Source organism: Lentzea albidocapillata (assembly GCF_000719115.1).
Classification (GTDB): Bacteria; Actinomycetota; Actinomycetes; order Mycobacteriales; family Pseudonocardiaceae; genus Lentzea; species Lentzea albidocapillata.
In genome coordinates this window covers 244,688-267,465 of sequence record NZ_JOEA01000013.1, presented here as the reverse complement: position 1 = coordinate 267,465, position 22,778 = coordinate 244,688, and the positions used below count along the sequence as shown (strand labels likewise).

General features: G+C 68.6%; 28 protein-coding genes, 2 tRNA genes and 1 pseudogene. 22 read left to right on the top strand and 9 right to left on the bottom strand.

What is annotated here, in order from left to right; genetic code table 11:
- The first annotated feature begins 82 nt into the window (after window positions 1–82).
- Genes IG04_RS0121365 through IG04_RS0121355 form a run of 3 tightly spaced genes read left to right on the top strand, consistent with a single transcriptional unit; the run spans window position 83 to window position 2,188 of the window.
- Window positions 83–1,132 (top strand): medium chain dehydrogenase/reductase family protein, encoded by a 1,050-nt coding sequence (locus IG04_RS0121365; protein ID WP_030478444.1) that lies wholly within the window; start codon window positions 83–85, stop codon window positions 1,130–1,132.
- A complete protein-coding gene (locus IG04_RS44130; RefSeq protein WP_051770329.1) occupies window positions 1,129–1,587 on the top strand; it encodes a TetR/AcrR family transcriptional regulator in 459 nt (152 codons plus the stop codon). Before IG04_RS0121365 ends, IG04_RS44130 begins: the two co-directional genes overlap by 4 nt.
- 25 nt (window positions 1,588–1,612) lie before the next feature.
- Window positions 1,613–2,188 carry a hypothetical protein gene (locus tag IG04_RS0121355; RefSeq protein ID WP_030478442.1) on the top strand — a complete coding sequence of 192 codons (576 nt, stop codon included), beginning with the start codon at window positions 1,613–1,615 and terminating at the stop codon, window positions 2,186–2,188.
- A 5-nt stretch (window positions 2,189–2,193) separates the two neighbouring features.
- Here the strand turns inward: IG04_RS0121355 and IG04_RS0121350 are convergent, their stop codons facing one another.
- Genes IG04_RS0121350 through IG04_RS0121335 form a run of 4 tightly spaced genes read right to left on the bottom strand, consistent with a single transcriptional unit; the run spans window position 2,194 to window position 3,719 of the window.
- Window positions 2,194–2,529, bottom strand: a complete 336-nt coding sequence (locus IG04_RS0121350; RefSeq protein ID WP_030478441.1) for a nitroreductase/quinone reductase family protein — start codon at window positions 2,527–2,529, stop codon at window positions 2,194–2,196.
- Between the two features lie 30 nt (window positions 2,530–2,559).
- Entirely contained in the window at window positions 2,560–3,030 is a 471-nt protein-coding gene (locus IG04_RS0121345; RefSeq protein WP_051770327.1) for a DUF3995 domain-containing protein, read from the bottom strand.
- A gap of 36 nt (window positions 3,031–3,066) precedes the next feature.
- Window positions 3,067–3,327 (bottom strand): hypothetical protein, encoded by a 261-nt coding sequence (locus IG04_RS0121340; protein WP_030478439.1) that lies wholly within the window; start codon window positions 3,325–3,327, stop codon window positions 3,067–3,069.
- 20 nt (window positions 3,328–3,347) lie between these two features.
- The gene (locus tag IG04_RS0121335; protein ID WP_030478438.1) at window positions 3,348–3,719 is read right to left on the bottom strand and encodes an MmcQ/YjbR family DNA-binding protein; all 372 of its coding nucleotides are present in this window, start codon (window positions 3,717–3,719) and stop codon (window positions 3,348–3,350) included.
- A 140-nt stretch (window positions 3,720–3,859) separates the two neighbouring features.
- Here IG04_RS0121335 and IG04_RS0121330 point away from each other — a divergent pair, with 140 nt between their 5' ends.
- The gene (locus IG04_RS0121330; RefSeq protein WP_030478437.1) at window positions 3,860–4,321 is read left to right on the top strand and encodes a DUF2690 domain-containing protein; all 462 of its coding nucleotides are present in this window, start codon (window positions 3,860–3,862) and stop codon (window positions 4,319–4,321) included.
- Window positions 4,322–4,470: 149 nt separating this feature from the next.
- Here IG04_RS0121330 and IG04_RS46605 read toward each other — a convergent pair.
- Window positions 4,471–4,547 (bottom strand): annotated as a pseudogene (locus IG04_RS46605).
- 106 nt (window positions 4,548–4,653) lie between these two features.
- On the opposite strand from IG04_RS46605, the gene IG04_RS0121325 reads away from it, so the two are divergent.
- From IG04_RS0121325 to IG04_RS0121280, 10 genes are all read left to right on the top strand, one after another.
- Window positions 4,654–5,769, top strand: coding sequence for a J domain-containing protein (locus IG04_RS0121325; protein WP_030478436.1), 1,116 nt, complete (start codon window positions 4,654–4,656; stop codon window positions 5,767–5,769).
- Between the two features lie 162 nt (window positions 5,770–5,931).
- A complete protein-coding gene (locus tag IG04_RS44125) occupies window positions 5,932–6,576 on the top strand; it encodes an RICIN domain-containing protein (RefSeq protein ID WP_144065197.1) in 645 nt (214 codons plus the stop codon).
- Between the two features lie 133 nt (window positions 6,577–6,709).
- Window positions 6,710–7,276: an HhH-GPD-type base excision DNA repair protein gene (locus IG04_RS0121315; protein ID WP_030478434.1), complete on the top strand. Its 567-nt coding sequence runs from the start codon at window positions 6,710–6,712 to the stop codon at window positions 7,274–7,276.
- 91 nt (window positions 7,277–7,367) lie between these two features.
- Complete coding sequence (locus IG04_RS0121310) at window positions 7,368–8,294, top strand: hypothetical protein (RefSeq protein ID WP_245815895.1); 927 nt, start codon at window positions 7,368–7,370, stop codon at window positions 8,292–8,294.
- Between the two features lie 38 nt (window positions 8,295–8,332).
- Window positions 8,333–9,706 (top strand): serine/threonine-protein kinase, encoded by a 1,374-nt coding sequence (locus tag IG04_RS0121305; protein WP_030478432.1) that lies wholly within the window; start codon window positions 8,333–8,335, stop codon window positions 9,704–9,706.
- A 117-nt stretch (window positions 9,707–9,823) separates the two neighbouring features.
- Window positions 9,824–10,534, top strand: coding sequence for an ABC transporter permease (locus IG04_RS0121300; RefSeq protein WP_245815893.1), 711 nt, complete (start codon window positions 9,824–9,826; stop codon window positions 10,532–10,534).
- The gene (locus IG04_RS0121295) at window positions 10,527–11,324 is read left to right on the top strand and encodes an ABC transporter permease (RefSeq protein ID WP_030478430.1); all 798 of its coding nucleotides are present in this window, start codon (window positions 10,527–10,529) and stop codon (window positions 11,322–11,324) included. Before IG04_RS0121300 ends, IG04_RS0121295 begins: the two co-directional genes overlap by 8 nt.
- Window positions 11,321–12,292 carry an ABC transporter ATP-binding protein gene (locus IG04_RS0121290; protein WP_030478429.1) on the top strand — a complete coding sequence of 324 codons (972 nt, stop codon included), beginning with the start codon at window positions 11,321–11,323 and terminating at the stop codon, window positions 12,290–12,292. The genes IG04_RS0121295 and IG04_RS0121290 overlap by 4 nt, the downstream gene beginning before the upstream one ends.
- Before the next feature lie 48 nt (window positions 12,293–12,340).
- On the top strand, window positions 12,341–12,688 hold the full coding sequence (locus IG04_RS0121285) for a hypothetical protein (RefSeq protein ID WP_030478428.1): 348 nt from the start codon (window positions 12,341–12,343) through the stop codon (window positions 12,686–12,688).
- 97 nt (window positions 12,689–12,785) lie between these two features.
- On the top strand, window positions 12,786–12,977 hold the full coding sequence (locus IG04_RS0121280; protein WP_030478427.1) for a DUF1918 domain-containing protein: 192 nt from the start codon (window positions 12,786–12,788) through the stop codon (window positions 12,975–12,977).
- Here IG04_RS0121280 and IG04_RS0121275 read toward each other — a convergent pair.
- Both IG04_RS0121275 and IG04_RS0121270 read right to left on the bottom strand, forming a co-directional pair.
- Complete coding sequence (locus tag IG04_RS0121275; protein WP_036015322.1) at window positions 12,974–13,789, bottom strand: inositol monophosphatase family protein; 816 nt, start codon at window positions 13,787–13,789, stop codon at window positions 12,974–12,976. The two genes, IG04_RS0121280 and IG04_RS0121275, sit on opposite strands and share 4 nt — an antisense overlap.
- A gap of 23 nt (window positions 13,790–13,812) precedes the next feature.
- Entirely contained in the window at window positions 13,813–14,793 is a 981-nt protein-coding gene (locus IG04_RS0121270; protein ID WP_030478425.1) for a malate dehydrogenase, read from the bottom strand.
- Between the two features lie 95 nt (window positions 14,794–14,888).
- On the opposite strand from IG04_RS0121270, the gene IG04_RS0121265 reads away from it, so the two are divergent.
- Window positions 14,889–15,488, top strand: a complete 600-nt coding sequence (locus IG04_RS0121265; RefSeq protein ID WP_030478424.1) for a pentapeptide repeat-containing protein — start codon at window positions 14,889–14,891, stop codon at window positions 15,486–15,488.
- Here IG04_RS0121265 and IG04_RS0121260 read toward each other — a convergent pair.
- Window positions 15,474–18,143: a TNT domain-containing protein gene (locus tag IG04_RS0121260; RefSeq protein ID WP_036015320.1), complete on the bottom strand. Its 2,670-nt coding sequence runs from the start codon at window positions 18,141–18,143 to the stop codon at window positions 15,474–15,476. The two genes, IG04_RS0121265 and IG04_RS0121260, sit on opposite strands and share 15 nt — an antisense overlap.
- Before the next feature lie 138 nt (window positions 18,144–18,281).
- On the opposite strand from IG04_RS0121260, the gene IG04_RS0121255 reads away from it, so the two are divergent.
- From IG04_RS0121255 to IG04_RS0121245, 3 genes are read left to right on the top strand one after another with little or no spacing between them, the layout of a single operon-like run.
- Complete coding sequence (locus IG04_RS0121255; protein WP_030478422.1) at window positions 18,282–19,202, top strand: DMT family transporter; 921 nt, start codon at window positions 18,282–18,284, stop codon at window positions 19,200–19,202.
- Window positions 19,199–20,047, top strand: a complete 849-nt coding sequence (locus IG04_RS0121250; protein WP_030478421.1) for a bifunctional methylenetetrahydrofolate dehydrogenase/methenyltetrahydrofolate cyclohydrolase — start codon at window positions 19,199–19,201, stop codon at window positions 20,045–20,047. The genes IG04_RS0121255 and IG04_RS0121250 overlap by 4 nt, the downstream gene beginning before the upstream one ends.
- Window positions 20,048–20,060: 13 nt before the next feature.
- Entirely contained in the window at window positions 20,061–20,354 is a 294-nt protein-coding gene (locus tag IG04_RS0121245; RefSeq protein WP_030478420.1) for a DUF3017 domain-containing protein, read from the top strand.
- Here IG04_RS0121245 and IG04_RS0121240 read toward each other — a convergent pair.
- Entirely contained in the window at window positions 20,344–20,913 is a 570-nt protein-coding gene (locus IG04_RS0121240) for a TetR/AcrR family transcriptional regulator (protein WP_030478419.1), read from the bottom strand. The genes IG04_RS0121245 and IG04_RS0121240 overlap by 11 nt on opposite strands.
- 74 nt (window positions 20,914–20,987) lie before the next feature.
- On the opposite strand from IG04_RS0121240, the gene IG04_RS0121235 reads away from it, so the two are divergent.
- The 4 genes from IG04_RS0121235 (at window position 20,988) to IG04_RS0121220 (ending at window position 22,770) form a co-directional block, all read left to right on the top strand.
- Window positions 20,988–21,551 carry a dihydrofolate reductase family protein gene (locus IG04_RS0121235; RefSeq protein ID WP_030478418.1) on the top strand — a complete coding sequence of 188 codons (564 nt, stop codon included), beginning with the start codon at window positions 20,988–20,990 and terminating at the stop codon, window positions 21,549–21,551.
- Between the two features lie 267 nt (window positions 21,552–21,818).
- Window positions 21,819–21,890 (top strand) — tRNA-Arg (locus IG04_RS0121230).
- A gap of 121 nt (window positions 21,891–22,011) precedes the next feature.
- Window positions 22,012–22,083 (top strand) — tRNA-Asn (locus IG04_RS0121225).
- 15 nt (window positions 22,084–22,098) lie between these two features.
- Window positions 22,099–22,770, top strand: a complete 672-nt coding sequence (locus IG04_RS0121220) for an SUKH-4 family immunity protein (RefSeq protein ID WP_159460426.1) — start codon at window positions 22,099–22,101, stop codon at window positions 22,768–22,770.
- The last annotated feature ends 8 nt before the right edge of the window (window positions 22,771–22,778 follow it).

Sequence of the window (22,778 nt, the reverse complement as noted above, 5' to 3'; positions counted from 1 at the left end):
TTTATGGGTGTTAGGCCTTGCGATCGTAGACTTACGGGCGTTAGCTTATGTCCGTAAGCACAGCCGAGACCGAGGAGCCACGATGAACGCCACGACCACCACCACCCGCGCCACCGAGATCGTCCTGCCGGGTGTGGTCGAGCCCGCCGGCCTGCACGTCCAGGTCCGCGACCTGCCCGCGCCGGGTGAGGGCCAGGTCGTCCTGCGGATGGACGCCACGGGCGTCTCGTTCGCCGAGCAGCAGATGCGCCTGGGCAAGTACTACGACCAGCCGGCGTTCCCGTTCGTGCCCGGTTACGACGTCGTCGGCACCGTGGTCGGAACCGGGCCCGGCGTCGACCGCGACCTGCGGGGACACCGGTTCGCCGCGGTCACCAAGGTCGGCGCGTGGGCGAGCCACCTGATCGTCGAGGCCGCCGACCTGGTGCCCGTGCCGGACGGCGTGGACGCGGCCGCCGCCGAGACCGTCGTGGTCAACGGCGTCACGGCGTGGCAGATGATGTACCGCACGGCGAAGGTCGAGCGCGGCGACACGATCGTCGTGCTGGGGGCGAACGGCGGCGTCGGCTCGACGCTGGTGCAGCTCGCCCGCCACGCCGGCATCAAGGTGATCGGCACGGCCTCCGCCCGCCACCACGACGCGGTGCGCGAGCTCGGCGCGATCCCCGTCGACTACCGCGACCCGAACATGTACGCCCACATCCGCGAGCTGGCGCCCGAAGGGGTGGACGCCGTGTTCGACCACGTCGGTGGCCCCGCCCTGCACGACTCCTGGCGGCTGCTGCGCCGCGGTGGCGCGCTGGTCAACTACGGTTCGGCCGCCACGAAGGACGAGCCTGGCAACGCGATGCTGCCGGTGCTCAAGCTGTTCGGCCGGCTGATGCTGTGGAACCTGCTGCCCAACGGCAGGCGCGCGGGGTTCTACAACTTCTGGGCCGGCAAGCGCTTCCGTGCCGCCGCGTTCCGCGCCCGCCTGGCCGAGGACCTCACGCAGGTGTTCGCGCTGGTCAAGGCCAGCGTGCTGACGCCGCAGATCGCCGCGCGCGTCCCGTTGTCGGAGGCGGGCGCCGCGCTGGCGCTGGCCGAGTCGCGGACCGTACTGGGCAAGGTCGTCATCGTCCCGGAGCCGTGAGCCGGCCGGGCTGCCGCCAGACGATCGTGGCGGCGGCGACCGCCCTGGTCGACCGGGACCACGCCGTGACGCTGCGGGCCGTGTCCCGCGAGGCGGACGTGCCCACCTCGTCGATCTACCAGCAGTTCTCCGGCGCACCGTCGATCTTGCTGGCCATGTGTCACGCGGCCTTCCGCGAACTCGAAGCCGTCGTGCTCGACGCACCCGACGCTTACGCGGCCGGCCTCGCCTACCTGGACTTCGCCGTTCTGCACCCCCGCCGCTACCGCGTGATGTTCGGTGCGGCCGATCTCTCCTCGCAGGCACTGCGGCTGTTCACGCGGGTCCTCCCGGACCCCGACCGCGCCGTGACGTTCTGGCTAGGCCTGCACGGCCTCGCCGACCAGCGCGCCTCGATCCGCCGCTCGGCCCAGTTCGTCGTCATCGCACCACGCCTGATCACCTCACTCATCTGAACTCGACTTCCCGGGAGTCCCCACCATGAACGCCACCGCTGTCCGCGCCACCACCGTCGCGTCCACCGAGGTCGACAACCGCGCCGCCTATCTGGGTTTCGCGTTCGCCTACGTCTTCGGCCACGGCGCCGCGCTGCTCTCCAAGTCCGGCGCGGTCCTGATGCCGGCGTGGCTGCCGATCGGGTTGCTCGCCACCGGCCTCGTCGCCGGCACGGTCTTCGCCATGACCGCGTCGCTGCGGGCCCAGAAAGCCGCTCCGGAAGCGCGACGACGAGCCGAGAAGCTGGTCGGCACGGCCTGGATCACCGGCTTCACCGCTCTGGCGTTGGCGGTCACCGGCCTGAGCACGGTGTTCGACAAGCCGGAACTGCAGACCGTGCTGTGGCCCGCCGGCTCGACCATCGTCGTCGGCCTGATCTACATCGCCGAGGGCGCGATCCGCGGCAACGCCCTGCACTACAACCTGGGCACCTGGCTCATGCTGGTCGCCGCCGCGACGCTGTTCATCCCGGGAGCCGGTTTCTTCGGCACGCTGGCCGTGCTGGGTGGCGGCGCCTACCTGGTGGCGGCGTTCCTGGAGCGTCGACGCCTTGCCGCGTAAGGCTTCTACAGCTGCACTCGCACCGTGACACGACCCTTGTCGTCGCGGTGCGAAGTGGCGTGTCCGGTCTTCTCCGTACCATCGAGCTCAAGCGTCAACGGACCGCCCTCGCCTTCGAAGTTGCGCCACCACACCTTGGCGTCCGGCATCATCACGCGGATCTCGACGATGTCACCTTTGCGTTGGTAGCCAACGGGTGTGCTGATCGTGCGACCGGATCGCCTGCCCGTGTACGTCACGACCGTGAGCCCCTTGCGCACGAGTTTCCCCACGAGCGGCGCGTCGCGCAGTCCGACGATCCACTTGTTGACCCGGCGCACCATCGATCCCTGAACCCTCATGCGTTTCACCGTAGTCTGGCGCCTGGTCGCCTACCTGCTCGAAGCGTTCCGGGCGGGCACGGACCCGTTGCCGCCGCCCGTGCCGCTCAACCTGGACCTCCTGCTCCAGTAAGCGCCGAGCAGCAGCACGCCGCCGAGCACGAACCAGGGATTCCAGAGCAGAAGACTCCAACGGGCCTGCCGCTCGCCCACCTGCTGCGGCAGGTCGGTGGTCAGCAACGCGACCTCGACCGCAAGACCTCTGAGCAGGAGAACCGCGCCGCCGAGCAGCACGAGCACCCGCCGCCATCGCCGTGTGAGGTCGAGGCAGAGCCAGGCGCCGACGAGGAGCACCGCCGCCACGCCCCAAAGACCGCCCAGCACGAACCAGGCCGGCCGTTGCGCGGCCAGGTCCGCGCCGGCCGACTCCGCCAGTCCGGCGGAGCCGCCCAGCGCCCAGTAGACGTGCAGCGCGGCGAACAGCGCACACCACGTCGCCGCCGCATATCCCCAGGTCTTCACGCCAGACCAACGAGTCTGCGGCGGGCGGAGTTCCGATCAGCCCGGATGGGCGCCGACGGTGTCGCGGATCATCGCGCCCAGGTCGGCCGAGCCCATGCGCGCGCAGTGGGCGCAGCAGAAGAACTTGCCCTCCACCTCCACGCCGTGCCCGATCACGCGGCAGTCGCAGTGCTCGCAGCGCGGCGCCAGCCGTTGGATCGCGCACTCGAAGCTGTCGAACGTGTGCACACCCCCGCCGACGGTGCGCACCTCGAAGGCCATCCAGTATTCGTTGCCACAGACGTCACAGGTCGCCATGCGCGGAAGACTGCGACAGGTCAGTCGGGTCGGCAACTTGAAGCGTCGAGTTGCGCGACCAACGTCTTCGGGGCAATCACCCGATAGGCGTCCTCGACAAGATCGGCGAGGACGTCCCAGTCGAGTGGGACGTCGAGGTACACACCGAGCCAGCCTCGATGACCGACGTAGGGCGGACGGAAGTACTTCTCCGGCGCCTGCGCGACGAGCGTTTCCTGCACACCAGGGCCCGCCGCACACCAGAACGCCGTGCGGTCGTCGTGGTGGTGGTCGGCTGACGTCACGAAGGTCTTCTTGCCGCGGACGAACCAGGTCGGCTCGCCATGGCTCAGGCGTTCGGTCACCTCTGGCAGCGCGAGACAGAGGCGGCGCAGGTGTTCGAGCGCGTCCACCAGGACATCCTGCCATCTTCCCAGGTCAACCGCGGATTCAAGCTTTCGGCAACATCCCCGCAAGCCCGCGCGAACAGCATTCCCCTGCGACGGATCGCACGTCGCGGGGGGAATTCGACCATTCACGGGGAGCTGTTCACATGGCGAAGAAGTTGCTGGCCGGCGCTGCTGCGGCCGTCGGCCTGTCCATCGCGCTGCTCGGCGGTGTCACGGCGGGTGCGAGCGCCGCACCGATATCGGCCGCTGCCACGTGCACCGGCGCCGGCTGCGACAGCAAGGACCCGTACGACAGCGGCTGCGGGGCGACCAGGAGTAAGGCGGGCGAGAAGGCGACCGCGAGGGGCACGTTCATCCTCTACTACTCCAGCGGGTGCAGGACGAACTGGATCGAGGTGCCGAACTACGCGGGCGGACCTCCCAGCCTGGAGCTGTCGGTGTGGGACGGCGGGCGGAACAAGATCGTTCGTTACGACGCGAAGCCGACCGCCGGCCGGCACTACGGAAACATGGTCTATTCGCCGGGGAGCAGCTGCGCGATCGGTTACGCGGACTGGGACGCCGACTCCGCGTGGGAAGTGATCGTCAAGTCGAGCGGCTGCTGATCTAGTGGAACCCGTGGCCGGACTCGGTGCCTGGCCACGGGTTTCAGCGCAGTCGCATCTCAGATGTTCGACACACCGTCCACATAGGACGTGTGGTGGTGAGGACCCGGCGTGGTTCGCGGTCTCCGCGAACAGAGATCCCCTGAGAGCGGGACCGGCCGGATTCGAACCGGCGTTCTCCCTCCTCCGTTCAGGAGGGCGCGTCGACCACTGCGCTACAGGCCCCATTGCCACCGCGTCTCTCACACTAGTCGGGGAAGTCCGGGCCGTATGCCCTGCGAAAGTGTTGGACCCAATAAGGTTCACGGACCAACCCCGAACTGGACGGTGTCGTGCCAGGGATCGACTACTACGAGCTGCTCGGTGTCGACCGGGGCGCCAGCGCCTCGGAGATCAAGTCGGCTTACCGCTCTCTCGCCAAGGTCATGCACCCCGACGCGGGTGGGACGTCTGGCGGCTTCCGCCTGCTCCAGGAGGCCTACGAGACACTGAAGGACCCGGCCCGGCGCGCCGACTACGACCGCCCGACTCTCCGGGCACCCTCCGTGGTGCGGCCGCAGACACGGCCGCGACCTCGTAGAACAGGCCACACGGGCAGGCTGCGCGACTTCGGCGACGACCCGACCTACAGGGCACCGCGCCCCCGTGTCGACCTCGGTTCGACGGAGTGGTGGCACCGCATCGACCTCGGCGCGCGCGTCCGGTACGTCCCCGCCACCGGCCTCGGCCACGCCCCCGCGGCGGCCGCGATCGGCGGATGGTTCGTCCTGCTCATCCCGCTGACGATGACCCTGTCGCCGCTGCTGCTCGCCGTCTGGCTGCCGCTCGTGGCGGGCGCCGGCTACGGGGCGTTCCGGTTGGTGCGCCGCTACATGACGGTCGCGCGGGCCGAACGGGCGTTCGCCGGTGAGTACGACGGGAACACGATTTTCGGCCGTCCGGGTGAAAACAGACGCGAACGGCTGACCGCCGGACTGCTCACGGAGTACATGACCCAGCTACCGGGCGTGCGCATCTTCCACGGCCTCGCCTGGCCCGGGTCGGTCTTCACGGACATCGACCACGCCCTGCTCTGCGGCCGCCGCCTGGTCCTCATCGAGTCGAAGTCGTGGCTCCCCGGCCACTACTACTGCGACGAGGACGGCGAACTCTGGCGCAACGGCCACCCGTTCCGCGGCGGGGGCACCCAGCTGCTCGAGAGCGTCGAACGCTTCGCCGAGCTCCTGCCGTGGCTGGAGGTCCGCGGCGCCCTGCTCGTCTACCCGAGCCGCGCCGGCGAGGTCACGTGCGACGACGACCTCGACTTCGAGATACCGCCGATGACCCCCGAGCAGTTCGTCAGCGAGATCGGCGACTGGCTGGCCGACGATCCGGCCACCGTCGACCGCGAGGCATTGCGCATCCTCGTGCGCCAGGTGGTCTCGGAAGTCCGCGTCGCCGGCGCCTGACTCGTTTCACGCCTCACGAACAACCGGCCTGATTAAGACAAAAAGACCCTTGACTGACGACTGACGGCCTGAAAGATTGGCATTGTTCCTGGGGGAGCAGGTTGGCGTCGGGGAACGCCCTCCCATGGACTATTTCAGTCGCACATACATGGGGGATTCGAAGTGAAGAACGTCATTCGCAGATTTTCTGTTGCCATTGCGGCAGGCGCCGCCCTGATGTCGATCGTGACCGCGCCGGCCTCGGCCGCACCGAAGTTCGAGCCGTACGACCTGCCGGGCGTGGGCACGCAGGCCCAGTCCAGGATCGGCGCGGCGAGCGAGGCCGTCTGGACCGCGATCATCCCGAAGACGACCGACGTCAACTACGGCTCCACTGTGGACCGCTGCGCGGACATCGCCTGGAACTCCGTGGACAACGGCGCGCGCGCCATCCTGTTCGACTGCTACGGCACGAACAACCAGAAGTGGGCCCCTGTCTGGGTCGCGGGCACCGGCACCCAGTACGGCACCGCGATGTTCATCAACGCCAACTCCGGCAAGTGCCTCGACCTGTCCGGCAGCGCTCCCGTCAACGGATCCCACGTGATCCAGTGGAGCTGCCACAACGACACGAACCAGCAGTGGGAGGTCGTGCTGCCCGCCGGCGTCGACCCGGAGACCTACAACGGCCCGATCATGTTCAAGAACCGCGCCACCGGCAAGTGCCTCGACACCGACCACGGCGGCATCGTGAATGGCACCGGATTCCTGCAGTGGGACTGCCACGGCGAGGCCAACCAGCTGTTCTCGCTCTACAAGTGGATCTGATGATCTGAAGTACACGTAAAATGGCCGCCCGCACATTTCTGCGGGCGGCCACCGCTATTTCCGCACAACGTCATCGCCCGCCACCGGGGACCGCCACCGGCGATCTTGCGCCGGTCATGACATCCTTTCCGCCATGACCCGCACGGTGTGCCTCGCACAGAACCCCGACGCGGACGCACTCCTCGCGTCGGACATGTTCGCCCTGCTCACAGGAATGTTGCTGGACCAGCAGATCCCGATGGAGAAGGCGTTCTCCGGCCCCAAGGTCCTCGCCGACCGCATGGGCGGCCTGGACGTGCGCCGCATCGCCGAGGCCGACCCCGAGGCCTTCGCCACCGTCATGGCCACGCCGCCCGCCGTGCACCGGTTCCCCGGTTCGATGGCCAAGCGGGTGCAGGCGCTGTCGCAGTTCGTCGTCGAGACCTATGACGGCGACGTCACGCGGATCTGGGCCGACGGGGACGGGGCCGCGGTGTTGAAGCGGCTCAAGGCGTTGCCTGGGTTCGGGGAGCAGAAGGCCAGGATCTTCCTTGCACTTCTGGGCAAACAGTTCGGCGTCACGCCCGAGGGGTGGCGTGCGGCGGCCGGGCACTACGGGGACGAGGGAAGCCGACGTAGCGTCGCCGACGTGCGCGATCAGGCGTCGTTGCTGGAGGTCCGCGACTTCAAGAAGGCCGCGAAGGCCGCCGCCAAGAAGTAGCACGGCTGTTCATCGTCTGGTGCACTGGACGTCCGCCGCCAGTCTGCGCGAGGTGCGATCTTGCTGCCTCGTGAGAGAAGGGGCGTTTGCGTTGCGCATCAAGGTGATCGGCGTGTTCATGGTCCTCGTGCTCGGGTTGACCGGCCTTCCGGCGGGCGCGGCGACGTCGTGGCCGGGTGACTCCGCCACGAAGTACGCGGACGGGACGAACGTCTTCGGCAAGAACCTGAGCGGGCTGTCGTTCGAGAGTCCGGGTGTCGTGTGGGCGGTCAAGAACGGGCCCTCCACGCTGTACCGGCTCGTGCCGAGCGGAAGCACGTGGAAGGTCGACCAGAAGCGGTCGCTCAAGTTCGCGGACGGGCAGGGTGACCCCGACGCCGAAGGGGTCGTGAGCACTCCGGACGGGCTCTTCGTGGCTGTCGAGCGCGACAACAACGACGGTGACGTGAGCGCGCCGAAGATCCTCAAGTACGGCACCGGCAGCAACGCGGTCGCCGAGTGGGAACTCGGCGGCATGCCCGAGGTCGACCCCAACGACGGGCCCGAGGCCATCTCGTGGGTGCCGGACTCGTTCCTCACGCGGAACGGCTTCAAGGACGACAGCGGCAGGACCTACAACCCCGCTGACTACCCCGGTCACGGCAGCGGGTTGTTCTTCGTCGGGCTGGAGGCCACCGGTGAGGTGTACGTGTACGCCCTGCAGGGATCCAGCGCCAAGTTGCTGAGCAGGTTCGCGAGCGGGCAGAGCCAGGTCATGGACCTGGAGTTCGACGGCAGCAAGCTGTGGAGCCTCTGCGACAACCACTGCAGCGGCCGGGCGACGACGCTCGCCATCAGCAGCGGCAAGTTCAAGGCCACGGCGACGTACAACCGGCCGTCGACGCTGCCGAACGTGAACCTCGAGGGTTTCGCGATCTCGCCGAGCTGCGTGAACGGCAAGAAGGTCGTTCTCTGGTCGGACGACGACAACACGAGCAGTCACGCGCTCCGGAGTGGCACGCTGAACTGCGCGGTCTAGCGCCGGGATTGTCGGGGTGCGGAACTAAGCTGCCGCGCGTGACCGCACCCCACATTCCCGGCCTGACCGACCTGAGACCGTTGGGCGCGGGCGGGTTCGCCACCGTCTACACCGCCCATCAGGCTCAACTCGGTCGTGACGTCGCCGTGAAGATCGACAACCGGGTCCTGGTCGACGAGCGGGACCGGAGGCGGTTCCTCCGTGAGGCGCAGGCGGCGGCGAAGCTGTCGGGGCATCCGCACGTCGTCGGGGTGCACGACGCGAACATCACCGGCCATGGCACGCCGTACATCGTCATGGAGCTGTGCACGGGCGGGTCGCTCGCCGACCAGCTCGACCAACAGGGTCCGTTGCATCCCGAGCGGGTCCGCGACCTCGGCATCAAGCTCGCCGACGCACTCGCCGCAGCACATCAGGAAGGCGTGCTGCACCGGGACATCAAGCCCGCCAACATCCTCGTCGACCGCTACGGCACGCCGAAGCTCGCCGACTTCGGGCTCGCGGCGCTGCTCGACGCGCAGGGCGGCAGCACGGTCACCAGGGACGCCCTGAGCCCCAGCTACGCGCCGCCCGAGGCGTTCGCGATGGCCGAGCCGACGCCTCAGGCCGACGTCTACTCGCTCGCGGCGACGCTCTACACGTTGCTGGCCGGCAAGCCGCCGCGTCCGGTGCCGTGGCCGATCACCAGTTTCGACCAGCTCGGGGAGATCCTGCGCCGGCCCGTGCCCGCGGTGCCGGGGGTGCCGCCCGCGTTGCACGAGGCGCTGGCGAGGGCTCTGCACCCGGACGCGAACCTGCGCACGCCGAGCGCCACGCAGTTGCGGGACGAGTTGATCGACCCGATGCGGATGCCCACCGTGCCGGTCCCTCCCCCGCCGAAGCGCAAGGCGTGGCAGCTGCTCGCCGGCGCGGCGGGGCTCGTCGTCGCGGTCGTGGTCGGCCTGGTCATGTGGAACCCCTTCGGCAAGGAGCAGACGACCGCCCAGGGCGCCGGGCCGTCGACGAGCCAGCAGGGCGGTGCCGAGGACATCCCGCCGTACCTCAAGAAGTGCGACGCCGGGTTCTGCATCGACAAGTCGACCTGCTTCCGCGGCGTCACGAACATCGGCGGCATGCCCGCGGTCTCCCGGAAGGTCGGAAGCTGCGCGGACCTGCACCACTGGGAGGCGTTCTCCGGCGGCTGGCTCTCCGGGGAGATCCCGGCGGTCGACTCCGACGAACTCATGGCCTCGCCCGAGCTGAAGGACGTCTGCACGCCCGCGGTGATGAAGGCGAACTCGCGGCCGAGGGTGGACACGACGGGCTGGAAGATGACGGCCGTCGGCTTCAAGGACGGCAGCCGCAACTACTTCCTCTGCCTCGGCTCGCAGCCGAAGGCCGGGGAGGTCGTCACCAGCGCGTTCGGCGGTTAGCGACGCTAAATCCACTTGCGACGGTCACTAACGTTGACCGACGTGCGTGTTCACGCCGATTTGATCATTGCTGGATTCCGAAGGTACTCGACCTACCGACAAGCGATGCTGGCCGGGATGACCGCGAACGTGGTCTTCGGCCTGCTGCGGGCCGCCGTTCTCGTCGCCGCTCTCCAGGCGGCGAACGGTGAGATCGCGGAGTACGGCATCGCTGCCACCAACACGTACGTCTGGATCGGGCAGGGGCTGCTCGGGTTCATCCTGTTGTGGGGAACCAACGAGCTCGCCGAGCGCGTGCGATCCGGTGACGTCGTGGTCGACCTGTACCGGCCGTGGCACCTGCAGAGCGCTCTGCTCGCGCAGGACCTCGGCCGCGGCGGGTACGCGTTCCTGACCAGGCTCGCGCCGCCGATGGTGTTCGGCATGCTGCTGTTCCCGTTCCAGTTCCCGGCCAGCCCGGTGCAGTGGCCGCTGTTCCTGGTCAGCGCGGTCATCGCGCTGGTCATCAGCTTCGCGTGCCGGTTCCTGATCGACGTCAGCGCGTTCTGGCTGCTCGACAACCGGGGGCTGTACGGGTTCTGGAACGTCACGTCCGGCCTGCTGTGCGGACTCACCGTGCCGGTCGCGTTCTTTCCCGAGTGGGCTCGGGACGTGCTGTGGATGACCCCGTTCCCCGCGTTGATGCAGGCGCCGATCGACGTGTTCCTCGGACACGGCGACCCGGCGCGAACCTTGCTCTACCAGGTGTTCTGGGCCGTGGCGCTGCTCGCGGCCGGTCATCTGGTCCTTCAACGCGCGGTGCGCAGGGTGGTGGTGCAGGGTGGCTGACTCCATCTACCCCAGGCTCATCGGCGCGCGGCTGAGAAGCCAGATGTCCTACCGCGCGTCGTTCGCGCTCGACCTCGTCACGCAGGTGCTGGCGCAGTGGATCGAGCTGGTCGTCATCCTCGTGCTGTTCGGTCACGTCAGCGCGCTCGGCGGGTTCACCAAGGACGAGGTGCTGCTGATGTACGCGTTCGCGGGCATCGCGTTCGGCATCGCCGACCTGTTCGCCGGACAGCTCGACAACCTGCCGACGTACATCCGCACCGGCACCTTCGACGTGCTGCTGATGCGGCCGCTCGGCACGCTGCCGCAGATCATGGTCTCGGACGTTCGCCTGCGCAGGGTCGGGCGCATCATCGGCGCGATCGCCGTGATGGTCTACGCGCTGGCGCACGTCGGCATCGGCTGGACGCCCGCGAAGGTCGCGCTGACCATCGCCACGCCGCTGGCCGGCGCGGTCATCTTCGGCGCGATCTGGGTCGTGACGTGCTCGGTGTGCTTCTGGATCGTGGAGGGCCGCGAGTTCGCCAACGCCTTCACCTACGGCAGCAACGCCTTCACGTCGTACCCGGTCAACGTCTACTCCGCCCCGCTGCGCTGGGTGATGGCGTTCATCGTGCCGGGGGCGTTCGTCGCGTACTACCCGAGCCTCGCGCTGCTCGGGAAGCAGGATCCGCTCGGCCTTCCTGGCTGGGTCGGCTGGACATCACCGCTCGTCGCGGCGCTGGCGGCGGTCGTCGCCGGGTTCGTGTGGCGGTTCGCGGTCAGGCACTACCGGGGAACGGGATCATGATCGAGGTCAGGGAGCTCCGCAGGGAGTTCAAGGTAGCCACGTCCAAAGGCCTGCGCCGCAACTACAGGACCGTCACGGCGGTCGACGGCGTCACGTTCGACGTCGCCGCGGGTGAGGCCGTCGGCTACGTCGGGCCGAACGGCGCCGGCAAGTCCACGACGATCAAGATGCTGACCGGGATCCTGGTGCCGACCAGCGGCCACGTCAGGATGGGCGACGTCGATCCGTCGAAGCAGCGGCGCGATCTCGCGAAACGCATCGGTGTCGTGTTCGGCCAGCGCAGCCAGCTCTGGTGGGACCTGCCGCTGGGGGACAGCTTCGACCTGCTCAGGTCCATCTACCGCGTGTCGGCGGAGGACTACCGCAGGCGGCTCGACGAGTGCGTCGAACTCCTTGGGCTGCAAGAGTTCCTGATCACTCCCGTGCGGCAGCTCTCGCTGGGGCAACGGATGCGCGGCGAGATCACCGCCGCACTGCTGCACGCCCCGGAGCTCCTGGTGCTGGACGAGCCGACGATCGGCCTGGACCTGGAGTCCAAGGAGCGCCTCAGGGAGTTCCTCGCGGACATCAACACCCGCCGCGGCACGACGCTCCTGCTCACCACGCACGACCTGGACGACATCGAACGGCTCTGCCCGCGGCTGATGGTGATCGACCACGGCCGGGTGCTCGCCGACGGCCCACTGGAGGAGCTGCGCGCCGAGGTCACCCCTGACCGTGAGCTCGTCATCGACCTCAGGGAACCGGGTCCGGCACCGGACGTCCCTGGAGTGACGGCGGTGCGCAGCGAGGCCAACGGCCTGCGCCACCACCTCACGTTCAGGAGAGCGGAGACGACGGCGGCACAGTTGATCACCCAGGTGGTGCGGCAGGTGGAGGTCCACGACCTCGCCGTCGTGGAGCCGGAAATCGACGACGTCATCCGGAAGCTGTACCAACGTGAACTCGATCAAGACATCCGTCGGTAGAGTCATCAGTAGTAATAGAACCGGACACTTCGGTCACAAGGAGAGCGAATGCGCCTAGTTGGACCGCTTGCCGCGGCTGTCATCGCGTTGGGCAGCTTGACGGCATGCGACGCGATCCAGGGCGTCAGCAACACCGCGGACAAGGTGAAGCTGTGCGCCGACGCGATCTCGCTCGTCGGTTTCACGCCGGACATGAGCGACCCGCAGAAGGCGCTGGAGGAAACCCAGGCCAAGGCGAAGGAGCTGGAGACCCTCGCGAGTTCCTCGCCGGACGAGCAGGTCAAGAAGGCTCTCGAAGAGGCAGCCAACGGCATGCAGAACGTCAACTCCGCGGCGGACTGGGTGCAGCAGAAGGCCGATCTCGCCGCGAAGGTCTCCTCAGCCTGCGGCGGATGAGCACTTGAGCCCTGTTGCGCATCTCCGGTGGCGGCCTACGCTTTGACGCGTTCATCGTGCCAAGCCTCACGCCGCACACCGGAGGTGTTGCAGCACCATGCAAGCAACAGTGGGTGACAGGCTCCACGTCCACAGCCGTTCCGTCGGCCTGGAGGAGCGTCTCGGAGAGATCCTCGAAGTGCGCGGGACCGACGGGCATCCGCCGTACCTCGTCCGCTTCAACGACGGCCACGAGGGCCTGGTGTTCCCCGGACCCGACTGCATCGTCGAGCCCCGGGGCGCCGTCTAGCCGTTGAGAACGGTCGCGATCAACTCCTCGGCGAGCTGAGGAGTCGCTGCCGCCACGCCTGACCACCGACGGGTCAGGTCGGGCTCGAACGTGAACGGCCGCCCGTGCAGGTCGACCAGCACGCCCCCCGCGGCGGGCACGGTGACCAGCGCCGTCGCTAGGTCCATGATCCGGTGCGTGTCACTTCCCGGATCGATGAAGGCGTCGACCGTGCCTTCCGCGACCAGCATGGTCTCCAGGCAGGTCGTGCACAGCACACGGATGCGGTCGGCGCTGTTCGCGATGCGCAGCCACGCGTCCTGAGTGCTCGTCTTGGGGCGCATCAGGCAGACGGACGCGCCCTTGAGCGTCGTGCGTCCGGTGGTGCGGAACGACGTCGGCACTCCTGCGCGCGCGTGCCATGCACGGCCCGTGTCGAACCACGTCGTCAGAGCTTCTTTTGCCGTGCCGTCTTCGACGAGCGCACCGGCGAAGCAGGAGAGAGGGACGCCGAACGCGGCGTTCGCGGACCCGTCGACCGGGTCGATGACGAGGGTGATCGAGGAGCCGTTGTCGACGAACCCGGCTTCCTCGGAGAGCAGGTTCACGCGACTGCGGTGGATCGATTCCAGGATCGCGTCCTCGACGATGCGATCGACGAGCATCGTCGGTGTTCCGTCGGCGCCGTCCGCCACTTCTTCGCGGAGTTCGAGGCGCGTGTGCAGAGATCGGGCACGCCCGTACGCCGCCGACGCCGCACGGGCGGCGTCAGCGAGCGCAGGGTGCACGTCATCGGAGAGCTGCGGCTGGGGAACGTCCCATGGGATCAGCACGTTCCCACCCTGCCACGAAAAACTCAGATCAGGCCGAGGCCCTTGACCGCGTCGCGTTCCTCGACCAGCTCGGCCACGGAGGCGTCGATCCGGCCGCGGGAGAACTCGTCGATCTCCAGGCCCTGGATGATCTCGTAGCTGCCGCCGGAGCACTTGACCGGGAACGACGAGATGATGCCCTCGGGCACGCCGTACGAACCATCCGACGGGATGGCCATCGAGGTCCAGTCGGTGCCGTTGACCCAGTCGTGGACGTGGTCGATGGCGGCGTTCGCGGCCGACGCGGCGGAAGACGCGCCACGGGCCTCGATGATCGCCGCGCCGCGCTTGGCGACGGTCGGGATGAAGTCGTTCTCCAGCCACGCCTGGTCGTTCACGGCCTCGGCGGCGGTCTTGTCGCCCACCTTGGCGTGGAACAGGTCCGGGTACTGGGTGGCCGAGTGGTTGCCCCAGATCGTCATGTTCTGGATGTCGGTGACCGCGACGCCCAGCTTCTTGGCGAGCTGCGACAGGGCGCGGTTGTGGTCCAGGCGCGTCATCGCGGTGAAGCGCTCGCGCGGGACGTCCGGCGCGTGCTGCTGGGCGATGAGGGCGTTGGTGTTGGCCGGGTTGCCGACCACGAGGACCTTCACGTCGTCAGCGGCACCGGCGTTGATCGCCTCGCCCTGCGGCTTGAAGATGCCACCGTTGGCCTCGAGGAGGTCGCCGCGCTCCATGCCCTTGGTGCGGGGGCGGGCGCCGACGAGCAGGGCCACGTTGACGCCGTCGAACGCGGTCTTCGCGTCGTCGGTGATCGTGATTCCCTTGAGCAGCGGGAAGGCGCAGTCGTCCAGCTCCATCGCGGTGCCCTCGGCGGCCTTCAGCGCGGGGGTGATCTCCAGCAGCCGCAGGTTGACCGGGGTGTCCGGGCCGAGCAGGTGGCCGGAAGCGATGCGGAAGAGCAGTGCGTAGCCGATCTGGCCGGCTGCACCGGTGACAGTGACGTTCACGGGCGTGCGGGTCATGAGCCTTCCCGAATGACGATCGTCCTCGTTGACGTCGGGCAGGTCGCCCGGCGTCCCGCACGTTACCAACACGTGGTCAATGGCAGAGTGTGAGAGTGGACAACCTGGTCGAAGAGGTTGGCGAGGACTACGCCGACGCGAACCTGCACGGACAACACTGGGAGAAGCGGTCTTTCACCGACTGCGACTTCACCGAGGCCGACCTTCGCGAACTCGTCACGGCGGGGTGCACCTTCACCCGATGCGACTTCACCCGGACGGACCTCGGCGAGTCGAAGCACACCGCGACGGCGTTCCGGCAGTGCACCTTCGACCGTGCGGTCCTGACCCGGTCGAGCTTCACCTCGTGCAGCCTCATGGGTTCGAACTTCGTCGACTGCGTGCTGCGGCCCATCACCTTCACCGAGGTCGACTTCACGCTGGCGTCGTTCGTGAAGGCGCCGCTGTACGACCTGAAGCTGGGCGGTCAGCGGTTCCGCGAGACGAACCTCAGCGAGGCCGACCTGCGCAACACCGACCTGAGCCAGGCGGACCTGATGGGCGCGCGGCTGCTCGACGCCAAGCTGGAGGGCGCGGACCTGCGCGGGGCGAAGGTGGACGCGAACGGGCTCCGGCAAGCCAAGCTCGCCGGAGCCCTGATCGACATCGAGCAGGCGATCGCTTTCGCGGCCGCCTACGGACTAGTTGTCAGTTGATCCCGTGATCTCCACCAGAATGCCTTCGGAGACCATCTCCTCGACGGCCTTCGGCAGCAGGTAGGCGGTACCGCCGCCCGGCTGCTCGAACCACGGCACGGCCACGCCGGTCAGCACCTCGAGCGGGCGGCGCAACCGGTACACGCGGTACGGGCGGTTGATCCACGACGGCACGAGGCTGCGTTCCGGGAACGGTGTGCCCGCCACGTAGACGAGGTTGCCGCTCTGGTCGCCGTAGCGGTCGACCTCGGTGCCCGCCGGCAGTTCGAACATCTGCTTGTGGCGGAACAACGTCAGCGGCGGCTCGCCCGCGAGCGGCGAGATCGGGAACTTCCGCTTCGGCGGTTCCTCCTGCGCCACGGCGGCGGCGACCGGCGAGAGCGCCGGAGCCTGCTGTGGTGCGGGTGGCGGCGGAACCGGCTGCACCTTCGTCGGGGCGGCGGCCGGTGCCGGCATCGGCGCGGGCGGGACCTGCGGTGCCAGCGGCGGGCGCTGCGGAACGGGACGGCGCGGCTCCTCGCGGAAGCCGTTGGTCATCGGCCGCTGCGGTGGCTGGGGCGTCCGCGGGGGGATCGTGCGGAAGTTGCCCAGCACCAGCCTGCCCACCAGGTACGCCGACGCGTCCTCGACCTTGTCGAACCGCACCGGGTTCTTGGGGCCGTGGTCGAACCAGCTGACCTCCCAGCTGTCGCCGTCCAGGCGCAGCGACCACGTGCGGTCGGCGGGCTCGCCGCCGATCCGGAACACGCCGTGCGGCACGTTGAGGTCGTCCAGCGCACGGCGGGTGCCCGCCAGTTCGCGGTCCTCCTCCGGCGTGACCTGCCGCGGTGGCCTGACCGGTTCCGGTTCCGGTTCCGGTTCCGGTTCCGGTTCCGGTTCCGGCTCGGGTTCGGGCTCCGGTTCGGTCTCCTGGAACAGCGCCGCGTCGAACTGGGTGGTCTCCTCGGAACGCGTGGGCGCGGGAGCCATGGGCAGCACCTCGGGCTCCGCGACCGGCTCCGGCTCGAAGTGCGAGTCGAGCCGCGGGTCGAACCGGTCGTCGAACTCCGGCTCGACCGCCGCCTCGAACGACGTCGTCGACTCGATCTCCTCTTCGGCGAGGTCCGGCTCGTCCTCGGCCGCGGGGACGACCGGGTGCTCCTCGGTGACCTCGGCCGGGCTCTCCAGCGGCTCGTCGAGGACCGGGCTCCACGCCATCGTGTCCTGCATGAGGTCGCGCGGACGTTCCTCGGTCTCGGCGTCCAGGTGGTCCGTGAGTTCCGCTTCGGCCTGGTGCGTGAGGAGCACCGGCTCGTCCGGCCCTGCGGTGGGGATCTCGGGTTCCTCGGCGACGTCCACGTCTTCGTGTTCGTCCAGGGCGACCGTTTCGTTCGGCTCCTCGGCGACGAACTCCTCGACCGGCTCGGGAACGATGTCCCGGACGGGCTGCCGGACGATCTCCGGTGCGGACTGCCGCACGGGCTCCTGCTCCTCCGCGAGCTCGCTCGGGTGCGGGGCGAAGAGGTCCATGCCCGCGCCGTACGTGTCGCGCAGGGTCCTCTCGTCGACCGTGTCCGCCACGCCGTCCGAGTCGAAGACGACCCGGTAGGGAGGACCGTCACCGGCCAGTGGCGGCACGGCCACCGCGAGCGTCTCGCCCAGGTCGTCGGCCACGGGCTCCGGCGCGACCTGCGGCTGCTCGGTCGTCACCTCGGCCGCGATCGGCTCGGGGTACATCGGCTCGAAGTCGTACTCCTCCGGCCCGTCCTCGGCCTCGAGCTTCGGGGCCGCGACGAACTGCGTCGCGTCCGCCGCGGGTGCGGGCTCCGGCTCCGGTTCGACCGGCGTCGGCACGACGGTGCCGGGAGGCGCGGCGGGAGCGCCCAGGTTCGCCGCGGCGCCGAGCCTCGACTCCTCGCTGACCTCGGGCAGGCCGAACGCGGCGGCACGCGCCCGTTCGACCAGGTCCGGCTCGGGCGGGACGCCGTACTTGCGCAGGTAGTAGGCGACCCCGGCGGGCCAGATCCACACACCGTCCGTCTGGAACCCGGACGGCACGACCGGCGGCGCGTCCGGGTGCAGCACGTCGTTGTCGAAGCCGCGCCCGGCCACGGCGACCGGCGCGTTCGACAGGTACGTGAGCAGCGGCGCGACCTCGGGCTCCGGCACCGGCGGGCGGTTGACCGACGGACGGCCGTTCGGTCCGGCGCCGTCGAACACGCGAGCCGTGCGGAACACCGGCGTCGGCGGGTTCATCCTGCGGCGCAGCCAGTCCGGGATGTTCTCCTCGACACGCGGGAAGAACCGCATCTCGTCGACGTACGCCTGCTGGGGCGGCGGGGTCTGCCAGCTCGGCTCCGCGCGGTCGAAGTCGAGGTTGTAGCTGGAGGGGTGATCAAGCTGGTACCTGGCGTTGGTCCAGCTGCCCCGGCCCTCGCGGTGCATGCCGGCCCGCAGGCGCGCGAACAGCGAGGCCACCTCTTGAGGCACCTGCCACGCGCGCTTGGATCCGTCCTGCAGCTTGAGTTCGGCCTCCAGTTCGAAGTACCGGCCGGTGGCGCGGTACTGCGCGATCACACTGCGCCAGTCCTCTGGTGCGGCCCGCATCAGAGTCAGGCCGATCTGCTTAACCAGAGCGTCCTGCTCGGTAGGGTTCAACGGCTTCGGCTCGGACACGCCAACATCTTCCCCCGCAACTCGCCGGATCGCACACGTCCCCCGCCACTGCGCCGAACGGTGGAGGCACGACCATAACGTGGTGGACGTGCAAGGTTAAAGCTGATCAAGAACACCTTTGACCTGTCTGGAGGGCATGTGACGCGGTCCGCGCAGGTGACCGGCGGTCTGCTGGCGGCGGCGGGCGGAGTGGCGATCGCGGTCCAGGCGCGCGTCAACGGATCACTCGCCCAATCACTGGGCAACGGACTGCTGGCGGCGTTGATCTCCTTCGCCGGAGGGTGGTTCGTGCTGCTCGCGGTGGTCCTGACGCGACAGTCCGGGCGGGACGGCCTGGTGCGACTGCGGGACGCGTTGCGCCGCCGCCGCATCCGCTGGTGGGAGTGCATCGGCGGCATCAGCGGCGCGGTGCTCGTGGGCTCCCAGGGACTCGCGGTCGCGACCATCGGTGTGGCGGTGTTCACGGTCGCGGTCGTGATCGGGCAGGTCGTGAGCAGCATGGTCATGGACAACCTCGGGGTCGGTCCCGGTGAGTCGAAGCCGATTACGAAGACACGTGTCGCCGGAGCGGCGGTCGGTGTTATCGCGGTCACTATCGCCGTGTCGCACCAGTTCACGTCGCCCGGCGCGTTGTGGCTCGCGGTGCTGCCGCTGATCTCGGGCCTGCTGATGGGCTGGCAGCAGGCGGTGAACGGGCTGGTGCGCGAGGCCGCGGCCCACTCGATGGCGACGATCCTGGTGAACTTCAGCGTCGGCACGGTGGCGTTGTTGCTGGTCAACGCCGTGACGTGGAGTGGCGTGCCCGGTGCGTTCCCCTCTGCCTGGTGGCTGTACCTCGGCGGGTTGCTGGGCATCGTGGGCGTGGGTGGCGCGATCATGTCGGTGCGGTTCATCGGCGTGTTGATGGTCGGGCTGTGCGCGGTGTGCGGCCAGCTCATCGGGGCCGTGCTGCTCGACGCGGTGAGCGGGTACCTGGCGTTGCCGACGGTGATCGGCGTCGTGCTGACGCTGGTGTCGGTGGGCGTCGCGGCCCTGCCCAATGGGAAGATGAGGACGTGACTGCGACGCTGCTCAACGGCAACGAAACCCGGAACGCGCTGTTCGAGGACCTGAAGGCGCGGGTCGCCGCGCTGCCCGGCTCCGTGGGCCTGGCCACCGTGCTGGTCGGCGACGACCCCGGCTCGCACTCGTACGTCAAGGGCAAGCACCGGGCGTGCGAGAAGGTCGGCATCAAGTCGATCCGGCGCGACCTCCCGGAGACGATCACGCAGCAGGAGCTCGAAGCCGTCATCGACGAGCTGAACGCGAACCCCGAGGTCACCGCGTACATCGTCCAGCTGCCACTGCCGAAGCACCTGAACGCGAACGCGATCCTGGAGCGCATCGACCCGGCCAAGGACGGCGACGGCCTGCACCCCGTCAACCTCGGCAAGCTGGTGCTCGGCGAGGAAGCCGCGCTGCCCGCCACGCCGCGCGGCATCGTGGAGCTGCTGCGCCGCTACGACGTGCCGATCGCGGGCGCGAACGTCACCGTGATCGGCCGCGGCGTCACCGTGGGCCGCCCGATCGGCCTGCTGCTGACCCGCCGCTCCGAGAACGCCACCGTGACGCTGTGCCACACCGGCACCAAGGACCTCGCGGCGGAGGTGCGCCGGGCGGACATCGTGATCGCCGGCGCCGGCAGCCCGGGCCTGATCACCGCGGACATGGTCAAGCCGGGCGCGGCCGTGGTCGACGTCGGCATCACCCGCACCGAGGCCGGCCTGGTCGGCGACGTGGCCCCCGAGGTCCGCGAGGTCGCCGGCTGGCTCGCCCCGATCCCCGGTGGCGCGGGCCCGATGACGGTCGCGATGCTGCTGACCAACACCGTCGAAGCCGCCGAGCGCGCTCATGCAGCGGTCTGACGCCGAGGCGCTCATGTCCGAACAGCGCTGGCGTTCCGGCCCCGCGAAGCACCTGCCGTTCGCGCTGGTGCTCGGGGTCGGCGCGCTCGGGCTGGTGCGGATCTTCCAGTACCACTGGCGGCAGGGCGCCGTACTGCTCGGCGTGTCGCTGCTGGTCGCGGCCGTGCTGCGGATCCTCGTGACCGACGAGCAGGCGGGTCTGATCAAGATCCGCGGCCGTGGCATGGACGCGTTCCTGTACTCGACGCTGGGCGTCGTGGTGATCGCCGTCGCACTGACGATCACTGGCGGCCCGCTCAGCCGATAGCGCGGTTCACCATGACCTCGACCAGTTCGTCGAGGTCCATGGTGGCCACCACGTCCGGCAGCGTCAGCCGTTCGTAGATCAGCCCCGTCATCGCGAAGTACAGCGAGACGACGGTCATCCGGTCGCCCGGCAGCTCCGACTCCTCGTTGAACGCGACGTTGGCTTCGATGTTGTCGGCGATCGTCTTCGTGAGCGCCTTGCGGATCTCCGGCCTTCTCGTGGCCTCCAGCCGCAGCTCCATCATCGCGAGGTAGCAGGCCTTGTCGGCGTCCGCCCGCTTGATGATGTCGTGCATGAACTTCACCGTCAGCGACCTGTCGCGCGGCAACGCGAGCGACTCCGCGACCGACTCGTCGGACGGCATGAGCCTCTCGTGCACCCGCGTCATGACGTTCGACATCAGTTCGTCGCGGTTCGCGAAGTAGTTCGACGCCGTGCCCGCCGGCACCTCCGCCTTCGCGTCGATCGCGCGGTAGGTCAGCCCCCGCGCACCCTCCTGCGCCAGGACGTCGATCGCCGCGTCCAACAGAGCAGTTCGCCGTGCCTCGTTCCGGACCACGCCGCCTCCTTGACAACCACTACAGTCATAGTACTACAGTTGTCGTGGTTCAACGACAGCTCAGGGGGTCTGTTATGCGAAAGCTCGTGTACTACGTCGCCGTCACGCTCGACGGGTTCATCGCGGCCGAGGACGGGACCTACGACGGGTTCATCTTCGAAGGCGACCACATGGCCGGCATCAACGCGCACTACCCGGAGACGCTGCCCACCCAGTTCCGCGAGCCGTTCGGCCTGACGGACGCGCCCAACCAGCACTTCGACACCGTCCTGATGGGCCGCCACACCTACCAGGTCCCCGGCGGCCTGGCCTCGCCCTACGCGCACCTGCGCCAGTTCGTCGTGTCCACCCAGGTGACCGGCACCCCGTCCGATGTCGAGGTGATCAGCTCCGATGCCATCGGCCGCGTCCGGTCACTCAAGGCGGAGGACGGCCTCGACGTCTGGCTGTGCGGCGGCGGCAAACTGGCCGCCGAACTGCTGCCCGAGATCGACCGGCTGCTGCTCAAGATCCACCCCGTGGTGTTCGGGCGAGGTATCCCGCTGTTCGACGGGAAAGCCGACATCAGGAAGTTCCAGCGCACGGATGCGCGACTGTTCGAGAGCGGAGTTTCGTTCATGACTTACGACCGCGTTTAAGAAATTGATTGACGGCAGGCAGTGCCCGCCGCAATACTTGTGCCACACACCGAGTCCAAGGGGAACGTCATGGCGAGCTTGCAGAGTCAGGAGCGGCGGTTCAGCAGCGCCGTCACCTGCGTGCGCTCCTCACGACGCCCCGGCTCCTCGCGACCGTTTTCGCAGGTGAGCTCCTTGTAGTGGCATGAGCATCAAGGCCATTCAGGGAGCCGCCCATCGGGAAACCGACAAGGGCGGCTCTCTTTGTTTGTCATGCATTTAATTCTTGCCCTTGTAGCTCAATGGAGAGAGTGCGGCGCTACGAACGCCGAGATTCAGGTTCGACTCCTGGCAGGGGTACTCACGGGTGCGAGGGAGACGGCAACCCACCTCATTTGGGATGAGGACACACCGCGTTCGACTCGCGGGCATCCGACGGAAAGGCGCCTTTCGGGGAGCCACGCAGTGATGGTTGTTCCAGTCCTCTGAAGTGCTGGCGGCGGCACGCCCGACTGTTACGCGGGAGGACCAGGTTCGAATCCTGGCAGGGGAACTACGCTCCAACCCCGTGTCTCTGGGGAAAGAGCGGCTCGTCCAAGTGCTGACAGCACCACTGGACTCGATCGTCGACGTCGGCGCTCGGACGTGCCCGTCCGAGCAGGTGCTGCGCGAGTGGCGGCTGCCGGAACGCGATCTCGACGCACTGTCGCGGTGGGGGCTGCCGAACGACGGGGTCAAGACACCCGATTTCCAAGCCGCGACCGAACCGGTGCTCGTGCCCAACGTCGCGGGCCCGTTCGAAAGCCTCATGATCACCCCCGAGGACCGGCTCTACCTGCTGGGCGGATGGGGATCGTGGGAGGGCACCCCGCGGATGGGCGCGGTGGCCGGCGACGGCAGAGTTCTGGCGATCCGCAAAAGACCGATGACTGTCGAGGACATCCATCGTGACCTGCGACCGTACCGCCCTCACCTGTACCACCCCTCGGTGGACTTCATCAATTCGTCGGTGGCCCAACTGGTCGAGGTCTCCTGGCGGTGGCGCGCGGCGGCGCAAGTCATGACAACGCTGGAAGAGCCCGCCTTCAATGCACCGATCGAGGAACTGGAGGCGTTCTGGGCCCGCCTCCGGGAGTGCGTGTGGATCGTCCTGCAGCAGGTGGAGCGGATCGACGAGCAGCTCCAAGCCGTCTTCCCCGGCTCGCTCTGGTACGAGACCATCACCGATCCAGGCTGCTGATCTCCACG

Excerpts from the sequence above, each read along its gene's own strand:
- IG04_RS0121365 (WP_030478444.1), top strand. The coding sequence starts at position 83 with ATGAACGCCACGACCACCACCACCCGCGCCACCGAGATCGTCCTGCCG.
- IG04_RS0121355 (WP_030478442.1), top strand. The coding sequence starts at position 1,613 with ATGAACGCCACCGCTGTCCGCGCCACCACCGTCGCGTCCACCGAGGTC.
- IG04_RS0121350 (WP_030478441.1), bottom strand. The coding sequence starts at position 2,529 with ATGAGGGTTCAGGGATCGATGGTGCGCCGGGTCAACAAGTGGATCGTC.
- IG04_RS0121340 (WP_030478439.1), bottom strand. The coding sequence starts at position 3,327 with ATGGCGACCTGTGACGTCTGTGGCAACGAATACTGGATGGCCTTCGAG.
- IG04_RS0121330 (WP_030478437.1), top strand. The coding sequence starts at position 3,860 with ATGGCGAAGAAGTTGCTGGCCGGCGCTGCTGCGGCCGTCGGCCTGTCC.
- IG04_RS0121315 (WP_030478434.1), top strand. The coding sequence starts at position 6,710 with ATGACCCGCACGGTGTGCCTCGCACAGAACCCCGACGCGGACGCACTC.
- IG04_RS0121300 (WP_245815893.1), top strand. The coding sequence starts at position 9,824 with ATGACCGCGAACGTGGTCTTCGGCCTGCTGCGGGCCGCCGTTCTCGTC.
- IG04_RS0121290 (WP_030478429.1), top strand. The coding sequence starts at position 11,321 with ATGATCGAGGTCAGGGAGCTCCGCAGGGAGTTCAAGGTAGCCACGTCC.
- IG04_RS0121285 (WP_030478428.1), top strand. The coding sequence starts at position 12,341 with ATGCGCCTAGTTGGACCGCTTGCCGCGGCTGTCATCGCGTTGGGCAGC.
- IG04_RS0121280 (WP_030478427.1), top strand. The coding sequence starts at position 12,786 with ATGCAAGCAACAGTGGGTGACAGGCTCCACGTCCACAGCCGTTCCGTC.
- IG04_RS0121270 (WP_030478425.1), bottom strand. The coding sequence starts at position 14,793 with ATGACCCGCACGCCCGTGAACGTCACTGTCACCGGTGCAGCCGGCCAG.
- IG04_RS0121245 (WP_030478420.1), top strand. The coding sequence starts at position 20,061 with ATGTCCGAACAGCGCTGGCGTTCCGGCCCCGCGAAGCACCTGCCGTTC.
- IG04_RS0121235 (WP_030478418.1), top strand. The coding sequence starts at position 20,988 with ATGCGAAAGCTCGTGTACTACGTCGCCGTCACGCTCGACGGGTTCATC.